Annotated in this window: 13 protein-coding genes and 1 tRNA gene; 6 read left to right on the forward strand and 8 right to left on the reverse strand. The window is 70.4% G+C overall.

Annotated features, from left to right (window positions below):
* Positions 1–14 precede the first annotated feature (14 nt).
* The 7 genes from Q9R27_RS15285 to aceE all read right to left on the reverse strand — a co-directional run bounded on the left by Q9R27_RS15285 (position 15) and on the right by aceE (position 9,352).
* Positions 15–1,451: a carboxyl transferase domain-containing protein gene (locus tag Q9R27_RS15285; protein ID WP_311253261.1), complete on the reverse strand. Its 1,437-nt coding sequence runs from the start codon at positions 1,449–1,451 to the stop codon at positions 15–17.
* On the reverse strand, positions 1,451–2,704 hold the full coding sequence (locus tag Q9R27_RS15290; RefSeq protein WP_311253262.1) for a beta-ketoacyl-[acyl-carrier-protein] synthase family protein: 1,254 nt from the start codon (positions 2,702–2,704) through the stop codon (positions 1,451–1,453). The genes Q9R27_RS15285 and Q9R27_RS15290 overlap by 1 nt, the downstream gene beginning before the upstream one ends.
* Positions 2,705–2,774: 70 nt before the next feature.
* Positions 2,775–3,020, reverse strand: coding sequence for an acyl carrier protein (locus Q9R27_RS15295; RefSeq protein WP_311253263.1), 246 nt, complete (start codon positions 3,018–3,020; stop codon positions 2,775–2,777).
* A 43-nt stretch (positions 3,021–3,063) separates the two neighbouring features.
* The gene (locus tag Q9R27_RS15300) at positions 3,064–4,080 is read right to left on the reverse strand and encodes a beta-ketoacyl-ACP synthase III (RefSeq protein WP_311253264.1); all 1,017 of its coding nucleotides are present in this window, start codon (positions 4,078–4,080) and stop codon (positions 3,064–3,066) included.
* The gene (locus Q9R27_RS15305) at positions 4,080–5,264 is read right to left on the reverse strand and encodes an acyltransferase domain-containing protein (RefSeq protein WP_311253265.1); all 1,185 of its coding nucleotides are present in this window, start codon (positions 5,262–5,264) and stop codon (positions 4,080–4,082) included. The genes Q9R27_RS15300 and Q9R27_RS15305 overlap by 1 nt, the downstream gene beginning before the upstream one ends.
* 93 nt (positions 5,265–5,357) lie before the next feature.
* Positions 5,358–6,557: a helix-turn-helix domain-containing protein gene (locus Q9R27_RS15310; protein WP_311253266.1), complete on the reverse strand. Its 1,200-nt coding sequence runs from the start codon at positions 6,555–6,557 to the stop codon at positions 5,358–5,360.
* A 14-nt stretch (positions 6,558–6,571) separates the two neighbouring features.
* Positions 6,572–9,352, reverse strand: coding sequence for a pyruvate dehydrogenase (acetyl-transferring), homodimeric type (gene aceE / locus Q9R27_RS15315; protein ID WP_397219869.1), 2,781 nt, complete (start codon positions 9,350–9,352; stop codon positions 6,572–6,574).
* Between the two features lie 174 nt (positions 9,353–9,526).
* On the opposite strand from aceE, the gene Q9R27_RS15320 reads away from it, so the two are divergent.
* Positions 9,527–9,958 (forward strand): DUF3052 domain-containing protein, encoded by a 432-nt coding sequence (locus Q9R27_RS15320; RefSeq protein WP_311253268.1) that lies wholly within the window; start codon positions 9,527–9,529, stop codon positions 9,956–9,958.
* A 32-nt stretch (positions 9,959–9,990) separates the two neighbouring features.
* Positions 9,991–11,619, forward strand: a complete 1,629-nt coding sequence (locus tag Q9R27_RS15325) for an AMP-binding protein (RefSeq protein WP_311253269.1) — start codon at positions 9,991–9,993, stop codon at positions 11,617–11,619.
* Positions 11,620–11,624: 5 nt separating this feature from the next.
* Here the strand turns inward: Q9R27_RS15325 and Q9R27_RS15330 are convergent, their stop codons facing one another.
* Positions 11,625–12,455, reverse strand: a complete 831-nt coding sequence (locus Q9R27_RS15330; protein WP_311253270.1) for a septum formation family protein — start codon at positions 12,453–12,455, stop codon at positions 11,625–11,627.
* Between the two features lie 24 nt (positions 12,456–12,479).
* Here Q9R27_RS15330 and Q9R27_RS15335 point away from each other — a divergent pair, with 24 nt between their 5' ends.
* The 4 genes from Q9R27_RS15335 to Q9R27_RS15350 all read left to right on the forward strand — a co-directional run bounded on the left by Q9R27_RS15335 (position 12,480) and on the right by Q9R27_RS15350 (position 15,470).
* Entirely contained in the window at positions 12,480–12,947 is a 468-nt protein-coding gene (locus tag Q9R27_RS15335) for a peroxiredoxin (RefSeq protein ID WP_311253271.1), read from the forward strand.
* A gap of 200 nt (positions 12,948–13,147) precedes the next feature.
* A tRNA-Val gene (locus Q9R27_RS15340) sits at positions 13,148–13,222 on the forward strand.
* A 99-nt stretch (positions 13,223–13,321) separates the two neighbouring features.
* Positions 13,322–14,872, forward strand: a complete 1,551-nt coding sequence (locus Q9R27_RS15345) for an AMP-binding protein (protein ID WP_311253272.1) — start codon at positions 13,322–13,324, stop codon at positions 14,870–14,872.
* A 136-nt stretch (positions 14,873–15,008) separates the two neighbouring features.
* Positions 15,009–15,470 (forward strand): hypothetical protein, encoded by a 462-nt coding sequence (locus Q9R27_RS15350; RefSeq protein ID WP_311253273.1) that lies wholly within the window; start codon positions 15,009–15,011, stop codon positions 15,468–15,470.

Raw genomic sequence — 15,470 nt, forward strand, 5'->3', positions numbered from 1 at the left:
GGCGAGCGCCCAGGTCAGAGCGGGATGTTCCCGTGCTCCCCACGCACCTGCGCGGCACCGGCAATCGCCCGCGCCAGCGCGGAGCGGGTGAGGCCGGGCTCGACGATCTCGTCGACCACGCCGATCTCGACGGCCTTCTCCACGCCACCGGCGATCCGCTCGTGCTCGGCGGCCAGTTCGGCCTCCACCTCGGCCCGGACGTCGGGGGCCAGGTCGACCAGCTTGCGGCGGTGCAGGATCCGGATCGCGGCGACCGCGCCCATCACGGCGACCTCGGCCCCGGGCCAGGCGAAGACCCGGGTCGCGCCCAGGGAGCGGGAGTTCATCGCGATGTAGGCGCCGCCGTACGTCTTGCGGGTGACCAGGGTGACCCGGGGGACCGTCGCCTCGCCGAATGCGTGCAACAACTTCGCGCCGCGGCGCACCACGCCGTCCCACTCCTGGCCGACTCCGGGCAGGTAGCCCGGCACGTCCACCACGACCACCAGCGGTACGCCGAAGGCGTCGCACATCCGCACGAACCGGGCCGACTTCTCCGCCGAGGAGGAGTCCAGGCAGCCGCCCAGGCGCAGCGGGTTGTTCGCGATCACACCGACGGTGCGTCCACCCATCCGGCCCAGCGTGGTGACGATGTTCGGCGCCCACTTGGCGTGCAACTCCACGCCGGTGCTGGAGCCGTCGGCGTTGCGGTCGAGGAGTTCGGCGACCAGTGGGTGTACGTCGTACGCGCGCTTCTTCGACTCCGGCAAGGCGCCGGCCAGGTCGCGGTCCTCGACCAGACCCGGGTCCATCTCGCCCTGGGCGCCGAGCAACGTGGCCACCGCGCGGGCCCGCTCCAGGGCCTCGGCCTCGGTCTCGGTGAGGATGTGCACCACACCGGAGCGGCGCCCGTGCGGCTCGGGGCCGCCCAGGCGCAGCATGTCCACGTCCTCGCCGGTGACCGAGCGGACCACGTCGGGCCCGGTCACGAAGATCCGGCCCTCCGGGCCCAGGATCACCACGTCGGTCAGCGCCGGGCCGTACGCCGCACCCCCGGCGGCCGGGCCGAGCACCACCGAGATCTGCGGGATCCGGCCCGAGGCCTGGGTCATGATGTGGAAGATCTCGCCGACCGCGTGCAGGGAGAGCACGCCCTCGGCCAGCCGGGCGCCGCCGGAGTGCCACAGGCCGATGACCGGGACCTCGTCGAGCAGTGCGCGCCGATAGGCGACCAGGACCGCCTTGCAGCCCTGATCACCCATGGCGCCACCCATCACGGTGGGGTCGGAGCAGAACGCGACCACCGGGGAGCCGTCGACCAGCCCTCGGGCGGCCAGCATGCCGGAGTCGTCGTTCTCGGTGAGCAGCTCCAGGCTGCCCTCGTCGAAGAGGGCGCCCATCCGGTGCAACGGGTGGCGCGGGTCCTCCTCGCAGGGGAGCTTGGCGACGGTGCGGGCCTGGGTGGTCGACATCAGATGCTCCCGAACGCGACGGCCACGTTGGCGCCGCCGAAGCCGAAGGAGTTGTTCAGCGCCACGATGTCACCGGCGGGCAGGTCACGCGCCTTGGTCGGGATGTCGAGCTCGACGGCCGAGTCCTGGTCGTCCAGGTTGATCGTCGGCGGGCTGACCCGGTCACGGACCGCCAGCACGGTGGCCACGGCCTCCAGGGCCCCGGCGCCGCCGAGCAGGTGGCCCGTCATCGACTTGGTGGAGGTCACCGCTACCTCGCTGGCGCGCTTGCCGAGCACGGCGTGGAGCATCAGGCCCTCGGCGATGTCGCCCTGCGGCGTGGAAGTGGCGTGGGCGTTGACGTGGTGCACGTCGGCAGGGTCGATCTCGCCGGAGGCGAGCGCCAACTGGATGGCGCGGGTGCCGCCGCGGCCCTCCGGGTCCGGCTGGGCGATGTCGTGGGCGTCGTTGCTGATCCCCGAGCCGAGCAGTTCGGCATAGATCTTCGCGCCGCGGGCACGGGCGTGCTCCTCGGACTCCAGCACCAGGATGCCGGCGCCCTCGCCGAGGACGAACCCGTCGCGGCCGGTGTCCCACGGTCGCGAGACCGAGGCCGGGTCGCGGCCGTCGTCGCCGCTGGCCGTCTTGGAGAGCGCCATCATGTTGGCGAAGGCGGCCATCGGCAGCGGGTGGATCGCGGCCTCGGTGCCGCCGACCACGACCACGTCGGCGCGGCCGAGCCGGATCTGGTCCAGGCCCATCGAGATCGCCTCGTTGCCCGATGCGCAGGCCGAGGTGGGGGCGTTGACCGCGCCGCGGGCGCCGACGTACAGCCCGACGTTGGCGGCAGGCCCGTTCGGCATCAGCATCGGGACGGCCAAGGGGGAGACCCGGCGGGGCCCCTTCTCCTTGAGCGCGTCGTAGTTGTCCAGCAGCGTGGTGACGCCGCCGATCCCCGAGGCCACCGCGACACCGAGTCGGGTCCCGTCCAGTTCGACGCCGTCCAGGCCGGCGTCGGTCCACGCCTGCATGGTCGCGACCATGGCGAACTGGGTCGAGCGGTCCCACCGGCGAGCCTTCACCCGCTCCAGCACCTCGGAGGGCTCGACGGCCACCCGACCGGCGATCTTCACCGGCAGGTCGGCCGTCCACTCGTCATCGAGCCTGCGGATCCCGGAGGTGCCTTCCAGCAGCGCCGTCCAGGTGCTCGCGACGTCTCCGCCGAGCGGATTGGTGGTGCCCAGGCCGGTCACGACCACGCGCTTGAGTGACATGAGTTCCTTCGCCTTCGTCGGTTAGGGGGTGCGGTGCCTCGGGGAGAGGCGGATCAAGCTGGCTGGGGCCTCAGGCCTGGGCCTTCTCGATGAAGGAGACGGCGTCGCCGACGGTCTTGAGGTTCTTCACCTCGTCGTCGGGGATCGAGACGCCGAACTTCTCCTCGGCGGCCACGACGACCTCGACCATGGAGAGCGAGTCGACGTCGAGGTCGTCGACGAACGACTTGTCGAGCTGGACGTCGTCGGCGGGGATGCCCGCGACCTCGTTGACGATCTCGGCGAGGTCGGTGCGGATCTCTTCGGTGGTGGCCATGCTCAGTGGTTCTCCTTGTTGTGTGATGGGTGCTGCGTGAAAATCAGGGAACGGTGACGACCTGGGCGGCGTACGCCAGGCCGGCACCGAAGGCGATCAGCAGTGCGGTGTCGCCGCTGCGGGCCTGCCCGTCGGAGATCATCCGCTCCAGCGCCATCGGGACCGAGGCCGCCGAGGTGTTGCCCTGGTCGATGATGTCGCGGGCGATCTGCACGGTCTCGGGCAGCTTCATCGCACGGGCCATCGCGTCGGTGATCCGGTTGTTGGCCTGGTGCGGCACGAAGACGTCGAGTTGCTCGGGGGTGATCCCGGCCCGGTCGAGTGCCTCCTGGGCGACCTTGGCCATCTCGAAGGCGGCCCAGCGGAAGACGGCACTGCCCTGCATCACCAGGTGCGGCGCCTCGGCGAGTTCACCGCTGGTCGCCTGCTCCAGCGCGTCGTCCCAGGGCACGTCCTGGCGGATGTGGTCATAGTGCTCGCCATCGGAGCCCCACACCACCGGGCCGATGCCGGGCACCTCGGAGGGACCCACCACGACGGCGCCGGCGCCGTCGGCGAAGATGAAGGCGGTGCCCCGGTCGCTCGGGCTGGTGATGTCGGAGAGGCGCTCGACCCCGATCACCAGCACATGGCCCGAGGAGCCGGAACGGACCATGTCCGCGGCCAGGGCCACCCCGTGGCAGAAGCCGGCGCAGGCCGCGGAGATGTCGAACGCCGCGGCCTTGTTGGTGCCCAGTTCGTGGGCGATCATCGTGGCCGCCGAGGGTGTCTGGAGCAGGTGGCTGACGGTGGCGACGATGACGGTGCCGACCTGCTCCGGGCCGATGCCGGCGCGGTCCAGGGCCTGCCGGGAGGCGTTGACCGACATCATCACCACGGTCTCGTCGTCCTGGGCGAAGCCGCGGGTCTTGATGCCGGAGCGCTGCTGGATCCACTCGTCACTGGAGTCGATCGCCTCGATGACGTCAGCATTGGGCACCACGGTGCGGGGGCGGTAGGCACCGACCCCGAGGATGGCCGCGTGGGCCGCGCCGGCCGCCGTGTTGATCGGCGTACCCATCAGGCGGCGCCCATGGGGTGCAACCGCAGCAGGGGCTGGCCGGGGGAGACCAGGTCGCCGTCCTCGACCAGCCACTCCACCACGGTGCCGCCGTGCGGGGCGGTGACGGCGGTGTGGTCACGCAGGCTGGAGACCGTGCCGATGGTGGCGCGGGCAGCGAGTTCGGCGGCGGCGCTGGCCGCGTCGTCGAGGTGGAAGGTGCCCTTGGCCGGCGAGACGATCATCCGCCAGGTGGGGGTGGTGTTGATCTGGGAGCTCTCGCCGTGGCGCTGGCAGAAGGCGCGGGCGTCGTCGAGCTGGTCGGGGGTCTTCAGGGCGAACGTCTCCACGCCCTTCAACTGGCGCTTGGCGATCCCGGTCAGGGTGCCGGCCGGGGGCATCTCCAGGATGCCGGTGACACCCAGGTCGCGCATCGTCTCCAGGCACAGGTCCCAGCGGACCGGGCGGGCGATCTGGCCGACGATGCGGGTGAGTACGTCGCGCCCGTCGTGGACCACGTTGCCGTCGGCGTTGGAGATCACCACGGTGCGCGGGTCGTGGGTGGAGACCGCGCGGGCCAGTGAGGCCATCCGGTCCACGGCCGGGGTCATGTGGTCGGTGTGGAAGGCGCCGGCCACCGAGAGCGGCATCAGCCGCGCCTTCGCCGGCGGGTCGGCAGCCAGCGCGGCCAGCTGCTCCACGGTGCCGGCGGCGACGATCTGGCCGGGGCCGTTGTCGTTGGCCGGGGTCAGGCCGTGCCTGGCCAGCGCGGCGAGCACCTCGTCACGGTCACCACCGAGGACGGCGGTCATCGAGGTCGGCGTCACCGCAGCAGCCTCGGCCATCGCGTTGCCGCGCTCGCGGACCAGGACCATCGCCTGCTCGGCGGTGATCGCGCGGGCACCTGCGGCGGCGGTCAGTTCGCCGACGCTGTGGCCGGCGACTGCGCCGATCATGCCGAAGGCGTCGGCAGGGTGGGGGAAGAGTTCCAGGGCCGCGACCAGGCCCGAAGCCACCAGCAGTGGCTGGGCGATCCGGGTGTCGCGGATCGTCTCCGCGTCCGCCTCGGTGCCGTAGTGGACCAGATCCAGCCCGGCCACGGCAGAGAGCCATTCGAAGCGGGACCGGAAGACCGGGTCCTCGAGCCAGGGGGTGAGGAAACCGGGGGACTGGGCACCTTGGCCTGGGGCGACGAGTACGAGCACGGCATCCACTCTGCCTTGTCAGAGGTAGCCTACGTGTTGACGCCACGGACGAAGTTTCCGGGCGATTCCTTGTTGGGTTCTGACAATTTCAGGTTACTGACTGGTGAGTTCTTCCAGACGCCCACATGTCAGGGCGATGGCCAGCGTGTGCGCCTGCCGTGGCTCGCTCGGTGCCAGGCCTGTCGTCTCACCCACCTGGCGGAGCCGATAGCGGATCGTGTTCGGGTGCAGGAAGAGCGCCCGGGCCGTCGCCTCGACCGAGCGGCCATGGTCGAACCACGCCTCCAGGGTCTCCAGCAGCACACCGCGCCCGTGGGCCAACGGGCCATAGACCTGCGCGACCAACTGGCTGCGGGCCGCCGCGTCACCGGCCAGGATCCGCTCGGGGAGCAGGTCGTCGGCGGCGACCGGGACCGGTGCTGCCGGCCAGGCGCCGGCCACCCGGTGTGCCGAGAGCGCTGCCGCGGCCGAGGTCCAGGCCTGGGCGAGGTCGTCGGCCGGCGGGCCGTGCACCACCGGCCCGCTCCCGAAGTGGTCGACCAGGGATGCTGCTGCGCCCCCCGGGTCGGTGGCCCCGCCCAGCACGACGACCATCCGGTCGCCCTGCACCGCGCAGAGCGCGTCCATCCCGGCCGTGCGCGCGGTCCGCCGTACGTCGTCGAAGACGGTGATCGCCTCGCCCTGGGCCATCGACCCGAGCACCACCACCACGCTGCCGCGCTCTCCCCAACCCAGCGCGCTGGCCCGGGAGAGCACACCCGCGTCGCCCTCGGCGCGCAGCACCGAGTCGACCACGAGCGCCTCCAGTCGGGCATCCCAGGCGCCCCGGGTCTCGGCGGCGCGGGCATAGACCTCGGCCGTGGCGAACGCCATCTCCCGGCCATAGCGCAACAGCGCGTCGTGGACCAGTGGCGCCAGGTCGGCCTCGAGCAGGCCGTCCAGGTTCTGCTCGACCACCTCGATGCTGAGCCGGACCAGTTCCACGGTCTGGGCCAGCGTGATCACCCCGGTCAGCGCCCGCGGCGCGGCGCCGAAGACCTGCGCCGCGATCGCCGAGTCACGCGAGGCCGCCCCGGCCGACGCGGACTCGCCGCCGAACCAGCGGATGAACTCCTTCACCCCCGCCTGCAGGATCGTGCCCACCCAGGCACGATCCTCCGCAGTGAGGTCGCTGAACCACTCCTTGCTCGCCTCCATGCCGGCCATCGCCGCCGTGCCGAGTTGGCCCTCGCAGCGCCGCAGCGCTTCGAGGGCACGTGCCTGGCGGGCGGGATCGGGACCGGAGGTGGGCACGGGATCGGACCTGGTCAGGCGTCCCCGCCCTCCTGTGCGCGTCCGGAGACCGCGGTCGGGTCGTCGATGCGGTACTTCTCGAACGCCTTGACCACCACCGACCGCTCGACCTGGCCGTCGTCGGCCAGCGCCTGCAGCGCCTGGACCACGACCGACTCCGCGTCGACATGGAAGAAGCGCCGCGCTGCCGGGCGGGTGTCGGCGAAGCCGAACCCGTCGGTGCCGAGCACCCGGTAATCGGCCGGCACCCAGCGGGCGATCTGCAGCGGCACCGCACACATGTAGTCGCTGACCGCGACCACCGGGCCGTCATGGCCGGTGAGCTTCTCCGAGACCCACGCGGTGCGCCCCTCCTGGTCGGGGTGGAGCAGGTTCCACTCCTCGGAGGCCACCGCGTCGCGGGCCAGTTCGTTCCACGAGGTGACCGACCAGGTGTCGGCGGCCACGCCCCACTCCTCGGCCAGGATCCGGGCCGCCTCGTCGATCCACGGATAGGCGACACCGGAGGCGAGCAGTTGCACCCGCGGACCCGATGCCGACGAGGACGACGTCTTGTGCAGGCCCTTGAGCAGGCCCTCCACGTCGACGTCGGCCGGCTCGGCGGGCTGGGGGACCGGCTCGTTGTAGACGGTCAGGTAGAAGATCACGTCCTCGCCGGCCGGGTGCGCCTCGGAGCCGCCGTACATCCGCTCCAGGCCCGAACGCATGATGTGGCCGACCTCGTAGGCGAACGCCGGGTCGTAGTGGACCACTGCCGGGTTGGTCGCGGCCAGCAGCGGCGAGTGGCCGTCCGCGTGCTGCAGGCCCTCGCCGGTCAGCGTGGTGCGACCGGCGGTGGCGCCGATCAGGAACCCGCGGGCCATCTGGTCGGCCATCGCCCAGATCGAGTCGCCGGTGCGCTGGAAGCCGAACATCGAATAGAAGATGTAGAACGGGATCATGTGCTCGCCGTGCGTGGTGTACGCCGACCCGGCAGCCGTCGCGGAGGCCACCGCACCCGCCTCGGAGATGCCCTCGTGGAGCATCTGGCCCTGCTCGGACTCCTTGTAGGCGAGCAGCAACTTGCGGTCCACCGACTCGTACTGCATCCCGCCGGGGTTGTAGACCTTCGCGGTCGGGAACATCGCGTCCATGCCGAAGGTGCGGTATTCGTCGGGTGCGATCGGCACCAGCCGCGCCCCGATGCCGTCGTCCTTCATCCAGTCCTTGAGCAGGCGGACCGCGGCCATGGTCGTGGCCACCTTGTTCTTGCCCGAGCCCTGCTTCAACTCGGCGTACACCGCGTCCCCGGGCAGCTTCAGCATCTTCGCGCGGTTGACCCGCTCCGGCACCGAGCCGCCGAGGGCGGCGCGGCGCTCGAGCATGTACTGGATCTCCGGGGAGTCCGCACCCGGGTGGAAGAACGGCGCGGTGCCGGTCTTCTCATAGGAGATCTCCAGGTCGCGGTCCGAGATCGGCAGCATCAGCCGGTCGCGGAACTTGCGCAGGTCGTCGGGGGTGAGTTTCTTCATCTGGTGGGTGGCGTTCTTCGCCTCCAGGGCATCGATGGTCCACCCCTTGATGGTGTGGGCCAGGATCACCGTCGGCTGGCCGACGTGCTTGTCGGCGGCGTCGAAGGCAGCGAAGACCTTGCGGTAGTCGTGGCCGCCGCGGGGCAGCTTCTGGATCTGCAGGTCGCTCATGTGCTCGACCATCTTGCGCAGTCGCTGGTCGGTGCCGAAGAAGTGGTCGCGGACATAGCCGCCGTCCTCGCGGGCATAGGTCTGGAACTGCCCGTCCGGGGTGGTGTTCATCCGGTTGACCAGGACGCCGTCGACGTCGCGGGCCAGCAGGGCATCCCACTCGCGGCCCCAGATCACCTTGATCACGTTCCAGCCGGCGCCGCGGAAGTTGGACTCCAGCTCCTGGATGATCTTGCCGTTGCCGGTCACCGGGCCGTCGAGTTGCTGCAGGTTGCAGTTGATCACCCAGGTGAGGTTGTCCAGCTCCTCGCGGGCCGCGACCCGGATCGCGCCGAGCGACTCCGGCTCGGCCATCTCGCCGTCGCCGAGGAAGGCCCACACGTGCTGGCCGGAGGTGTCCTTGATGCCGCGGTTGTGCAGGTAGCGGTTGAACCTGGCCTGGTAGATCGAGTTGATCCCGGTCAGGCCCATCGAGACGGTGGGGAACTCCCAGAAGTCCGGCATCAACCGCGGGTGCGGGTACGACGGCAGCCCGGCGCCGGTGCCGTGCTGCACCTCCTGGCGGAAGCGGTAGAGCTTCTCCTCGGGCAACCGGCCCTCGAGGTAGGCGCGGGCATAGATGCCGGGGGAGGCGTGGCCCTGGATGAAGACCTGGTCGCCGCCGCCCGGGTGGTCCTTGCCGCGGAAGAAGTGGTTGAAGCCGACCTCGTAGAGGCTGGCCGCGGACTGGTAGGTGGCGATGTGGCCGCCGACCTCGAGGCCCTTGCGGTTGGCCGCGGAGACCATCACGGCCGCGTTCCACCGGATGAAGGCGCGGATCCGCCGCTCGGTCTCCTCGTCGCCGGGGAACCACGGCTCGCGCTCGGGCGGGATCGTGTTGATGTAGTCGGTGCTGCGCAGGGCCGGTACGCCGACCTGCTTCTCGCGGGCCCGCTCCAGCAGGCGCAGCATCATGTAGCGGGCTCGATCGCGACCGCGGTCGGCGATCATGGCGTCGAAGGAATCGATCCATTCCCGGGTTTCGTCCGGGTCGATGTCGGGCAGCTGGGTGGGCAGCCCTTCGTGGATCACTGGCGGTGTCGTTGACGGGGTGGTGTCGCTCACGCTTGCCATCTTGGCACGCTGGAGGAGGGGAAGAAATCTACCGATGAGTACGTCCACGCCCCGGTGCAGAGCGCCCCGGAGCGGTCCACATCGCGGCCCTCGGCGGACGCAGGGTTGCGCGCCCGCGTGATGTCCGGTGGACTACGGGCACCGATTTTCATCAGATCTGACTGGAGGATGCAGTTGAGTTCGACCACGGGCGGCGACCGAGCCCCCACCGCCGGAGCCGCCGAGCGCCTTGGCCTGACACCGGGGATGGTGATCCAGGAACTCGGCTGGGACCACGACACCGATGACGAACTCCGGGTCGCGATCGAGGACGGCATCGACGCCGACATGGTCGACGGCGACCACGGCAACGTGGTCGACGCGGTCCTGCTGTGGTGGCGCGACGAGGACGGCGACCTGGTCGATGCCCTCGTCGACGCGCTCACCGACCTCACCGGTGGCGGCGTGATCTGGCTGCTGACCCCCAAGGTGGGCCGGCCGGGCACGGTCGATGCGGCCGACATCGCCGAGGCGGCACCGATCGCCGGGCTCAACCAGACCACCACCGCGGCGGTGAGCCAGGACTGGGCAGCAACGCGCCTGGTGGCGCCCAAGACCGCTCACTGACGCAACGACCAACGACGTACGAACGGGGAACCATGGGCAGGATCGGTCAGAACAAGGTCGCGCAGCGGGTCGCCTCGGGGGCGACCTCGGCACGGGTGCTCGCGGGGTCCGGGGTGATCCAGCCCTTCGGGCCACGGAAGCTCGTCCGGCTGGCGCGGACCGTCCTCACTTGGGGCACCGGTCCCGCCGGGGGCTTCCACTCGCTGGCCGTCCGCTGGCCCACCCGGCCCGGGCTGATCGACGAACTGGGCACCCTGACCTTCGGCGAGATCCACGAGCGCAGCAACGCACTCGCCCGCCAGCTGGCCGTCCGTGGCGTGAAGGAGGGCGACAGCGTGGGGGTGATGGCGCGCAACCACCGCGGCTTCGTCGACGCCAGCCTCGCCATCGGCAAGCTCGGTGCCGACGTGCTCTACCTCAACACCGCCTTCGCCGGCCCGCAACTGGTCGACGTACTCGAGCGGGAGCAGCCCAAGCTGGTCATCCACGACGAGGAGTTCACCGGCCTCCTGTCCGGGGCAGGGGACGCCAAGCGGATCCTGGCCTGGGTCGACTCCGACGACCCCGACACCGAGACCCTCGAGCAGTTGATCACCCGCGGCAGCACTGCTGATCTGGAGCCGCCGCGGCGCCACTCGCGCACGGTGATCCTCACCTCGGGCACCACCGGCACGCCCAAGGGCGCGCCGCGCAGCGAGGCCGGGATCCCGGCCGCGGTCTCCCTGCTGTCGCGGATGCCGCTGCGTGCCGGCTGGCGCACGCACATCGCCGCGCCGCTCTTCCACACCTGGGGCTTCGCCCACCTGGCCCTGGGCATGCTGCTCGGCTCGACCGCCGTCCTGACCCGCCGCTTCGACCCCGAGGACGCGCTCCGGGTCACCCAGGCCACCGGCTGCCAGTCGATGGTGGTGATCCCGGTGATGCTGCAGCGGATCCTGAACCTGCCGGCCGAGACCCGCGACAAGTACAGCCTCTCGGCGGTCAAGGTGGTCGCCTCCTCCGGCTCCGCACTGCCCGGCGACCTGGCCGTGGCCTGGATGGACCAGTTCGGCGACAACCTATACAACATCTACGGCTCCACCGAGGTCGCCTACGCCTCGATCGCCACGCCGACCGACCTGCGCGAGGCGCCCGACAGCGCCGGCAAGCCACCGCACGCCACCGTGGTCCGGATCCTCGACGAGGCCGGCAAGCCGGTGCCCGACGGCGAGCCGGGCAGGATCTTCGTCGGCAACGGACTCCTCTTCGAGGGCTACACCGGCGGTGGGCACAAGGAGATCATCGACGGCCTGATGTCCTCGGGCGACGTCGGTCGCTTCGGCCCTGACGGGCGCCTCTACGTCGAGGGCCGTGACGACGAGATGATCGTCTCCGGCGGGGAGAACGTCTTCCCCAAGGAGGTCGAGGACTGCCTGGCCCGCCACGAGCACGTCATCGAGGCGGCAGCCGTCGGCATCGACGACCCCGCGTTCGGCAAGCGCCTGCGTGCCTTCGTGGTGCTCGGTGGGGAGGCGAGCGAGGACGACCTCAAGGAGTGGGTCAAGCAGAACCTGGCCCGGTTCAAGGTGCCCCGCGAGATCGTCTTCCTCGACGAACTGCCCCGCAACGCCACCGGCAAGGTCCTCAAGCGGGAGCTCGTCGACTGGGACGGCCAGGCCTAGAGCACCTAGACGGCCCGGAAGCAGGAGATCCGGTGCTCGCCGCCCTCCCACGCGTCGCGTGAGGGCCAGGTCGACCACCAGTCCTCGGTGCCAGCGATCCGGCCGCACTCGTCCTGGGCCCGGGCGAAGAACTCGTCCTCGCTCGGATAGGTGTCGAACCCGGGATCGAACGCGCCGCTCCACTCGTAGTCGTGCTCGCCCGAGCAGGCGACGTGGATCGCCTCGTCCAGGCCGTCGCCGTCGGTGTCACCGCCGTTGCGGATGCACCGCTTGTACGCCGGGCCCACGGTGCCGCCGAAGACGTCGCCGGTCGCGGTGCCGGTCGGCAACGGGATCAGCTCACCCTCGCCCTCGGATGCGACCACGTCGCAACGGAACCAGGCGGCACCGGCCTCCTTCTGCTCGGGAGTCGGCTCGAACCAGAGCCAGGTGATGAACGAGCCGAGGAGTTGCGCGGAGTCGAGGCCGGTGCCGGCCTCCAGTGCGCCGGCGCACGCCTCGAAGGCGATCTCGGCGACCGGGACGGTGGTGCCGGGTGGGACCACGTCGACGTGGAAGGTGCGCGAGGTGTGCGTGCCGGTGCAATCGGGCAGCGGGTCGGTGGTGTCGACGATGACGTTGACGGCGTTGGGGTCGAGCAGGTGGCACTGGCCGACCTCGGGGATCCCGGCGCGCGGGTCCGGCGGCGCGGAACTGGCCGGCTTGCCGACCCGGGCATCCAGGCCCGGGCCAGGGTCGTCCCCGGAGCAGGCGGCGGGGAGCAGCAGGACCATCCCGATGACGGCCAGGCGGGCGCGGGTGGGAAGATGACGACTTCGCGGCTTCGGCCCCCACATGCCAGCAATCCTAGGACAGCTTCGATGAGCGAGATCAAGATCGGTGACGTCGCCCCGGACTTCACCCTCCGCGACCAGTTCGGGCAGGACGTCACGCTCTCGTCGTACGCCGGGTCCAAGGCCGTGGCGGTCTTCTTCTATCCGTTCGCCTTCTCCGGTGTGTGCACCGGGGAGCTGGCCGGGATCCGGGACCGGTTGGCCGAGTTCCTCACCTTCGACACCGAGATCCTGGGCGTCTCCTGCGACCCGGTCTACGCGCTGCGCGCCTTCGCCGACGCCGACGACCTGAACTTCCACCTGCTCTCCGACTTCTGGCCCCACGGCGAGGTGGCCCGTGCCTTCGGCGTCTTCGACGAGAAGAAGGGGTGCCCGCGTCGCTCCAGCTTCGTGGTCGGCCGTGACGGGCGGATCGCCTGGGCGGTGCACAACCCGATCGCCGAGGGGCGCGACCTCGACCTGCACCTGGCCCAGTTGCAGGCTGCTGCAGAGTAGCGACTGGCCCGACTGGGGCCAGAAACTGCAGGTTGTTGCAGAGTTGCGCCATTCTCCTGACAAGGCACCCCACGGGCTTGCAAGATGTAACACGTACGGCCGCTGGTGACCCGAGACGCCAGCGGCCGTACTTCTTTTCCCGCCCGGGACGCGGGTTTCCCCGGGGCGATGGCCATCGCGTAGTCTGTGCCGCGCTCCGGGCGTCAGTAGCTCAGCGGTAGAGCACTCGGTTTACACCCGAGCGGTCGGCGGTTCGAACCCGTCCTGACGCACCACCCGCGCCGTTCGTCGTGCCGGCGGCACCGCCCACCGACAGGTGCCCCGTCAGGGCATGCACGCAGCCTTCTGGGGTGGTTACAGTGGCCACGAACCCTATGAGGAAGGCCACTTTCATGCTCGTCCAGTTCCAGATCGCTGACTTCATCGACCGTGCCGAGACCGTCTATGGCGAGAGGATCGGCGTCGTCGACGAACCCGACCAGCCGGCACCGGCCCAGGGATCGCTGACGTACGCCGAGATCGCGTCGCGGGCACGGCGCCAGGCGGCCAAGTTGGACGAACTCGGGATCGGATTCGGCGACCGGGTCGCGATCGTGTCGCACAACAGTGCGCGCCTGCTCACCTCGTTCTTCGGGGTCGCCGGGCACGGACGGGTGCTGGTCCCGGTGAACTTCCGGCTCCGCCCCGACGAGGTCTCCTACATCGTCGAGCACTCCGGCGCCCGGATGCTGCTGGTGGATCCGGAGATCGCCGACGAACTCTCCGGTGTGGAGGCCGAGTTCACGTACGTGCTCGGCAACGACGACGACATCTATGCCCCCGAGGGGGTCGAGCCCAAGGCGTGGGAGCCGGACGAGAACGCCACCGCTTGCATCAACTACACCTCCGGGACCACCGCACGCCCTAAGGGTGTCCAGATCACCCACCGCAACATCTGGGTCAACGCGGCCACCTTCGGCCTCCACGCCGGGGTCACCGACCGCGACGTCTACCTGCACACGCTGCCGATGTTCCACGCCAACGGGTGGGGGATGCCGTTCACCATGGCAGGCATGGGCGTGCCCCAGGTGGTGATCCGCAAGATCGACGGCGCCGAGATCCTGCGCCGTGTCGCCGAGCACGGCGTCACGGTGATGTGCGCGGCCCCGGCCGTGGTGGCCGCGGTCCTCGAGGCGGCCGCCGACTGGGAGGGCGAGATCCCCGGCCGGGACAAGGTGCGGATCATCGTGGCCGGTGCGCCGCCGCCGACGAAGACCGTGGCCCGTGTCGAGTCCGAACTGGGCTGGGAGTTCATCCAGATCTACGGCCTGACCGAGACCTCTCCGCTGCTCACCATCAACCGCACCCGCGCCGAATGGGACCACCTGGCGCCGGAGGAGCGGGCCAGCAAGCTGGTCCGCGCCGGCGCCCCGGCCCTCGGCGTACGGCTGGACACCGACCCCGAGGGCGAGGTGCTGGCCCGGTCCAACGTGGTCCTGGAGGGGTATTGGCAGAACCCGGAGGAGACCGAGCGCTGCCTGGCCGGTGGCTGGTTCCACACCGGTGACGGCGGTGCGATCGGCGAGGACGGCTACCTCACCATCGCCGACCGGAAGAAGGACGTGATCATCACCGGTGGTGAGAACGTCTCCTCGATCGAGGTGGAGGACGTGCTCTTCTCGCACCCGGCCGTGGCCGAGGTCGCCGTGATCGGAGTGCCCAGCGAGAAGTGGGGCGAGACGATCAAGGCGCTGGTGGTGCTGGCCAGCGGCGAACAGGCCACCGAGGCCGACCTGATCGCCTGGTGCAAGGAGCGTGCCGCCGGCTACAAGGCACCCACGTCGGTGGAGTTCCGCGACGAGCTGGCCCGCACCGCGACCGGCAAGCTGCAGAAGTTCAAGCTGCGCCAGCCCTACTGGGAGGGGCAGGAGCGCCAGGTCAACTGATCCGCTCCGATGAGGCCGGGTGAGAGTCGATGAGAACCCTCTCATCAGGGATTCACCGCGACCTCACCCGCGATCGGCAGAGTCCTACTCGTCAGCAAGGAACAGTCCCCTCGGGGACGCGACGAGAGGAATCACCATGAAGAAGATCGCATCCGTGGCCACCCTGGCCGTTGCCGGTGTGGTGTCGGTCGGGCTGTTCGCCATGCAGGTCCCGATGTCCGCCAGTGCCGACGAGGACGCTGCCAAGCGCGAGGAGAACGCCAAGGAGCTCGTCTTGGCCGAGGAGGACCTCGATGACGACGACAGCCGTGACCGTGACTCCCGCGCCTCGCGCGACAACACCGTGACCAACGACGTCAGCCGTGACGTCAGCCGCGGCCAGGCCTCGGTCGACGTCTCGCGTGACGACAGCCGCCAGGGCGCCACGAAGGCCCCGGCGCCGGCGAAGAAGGAAGTCGTGAAGAAGAAGCCGGCACCGAAGAAGAAGGCCGCCACCCCGGACACCAGCCGTGACTCGGTCGACTCCCGCGACAGCGTGGACTCGCGTGACTCGGTGGACTCCCGCGACAGCGTCGACTCCGTCGACTCGCGCGACTGA

It is taken from the genome of Nocardioides sp. AE5 (genome assembly GCF_031844485.1).
Classification (GTDB): Bacteria; Actinomycetota; Actinomycetes; order Propionibacteriales; family Nocardioidaceae; genus Nocardioides.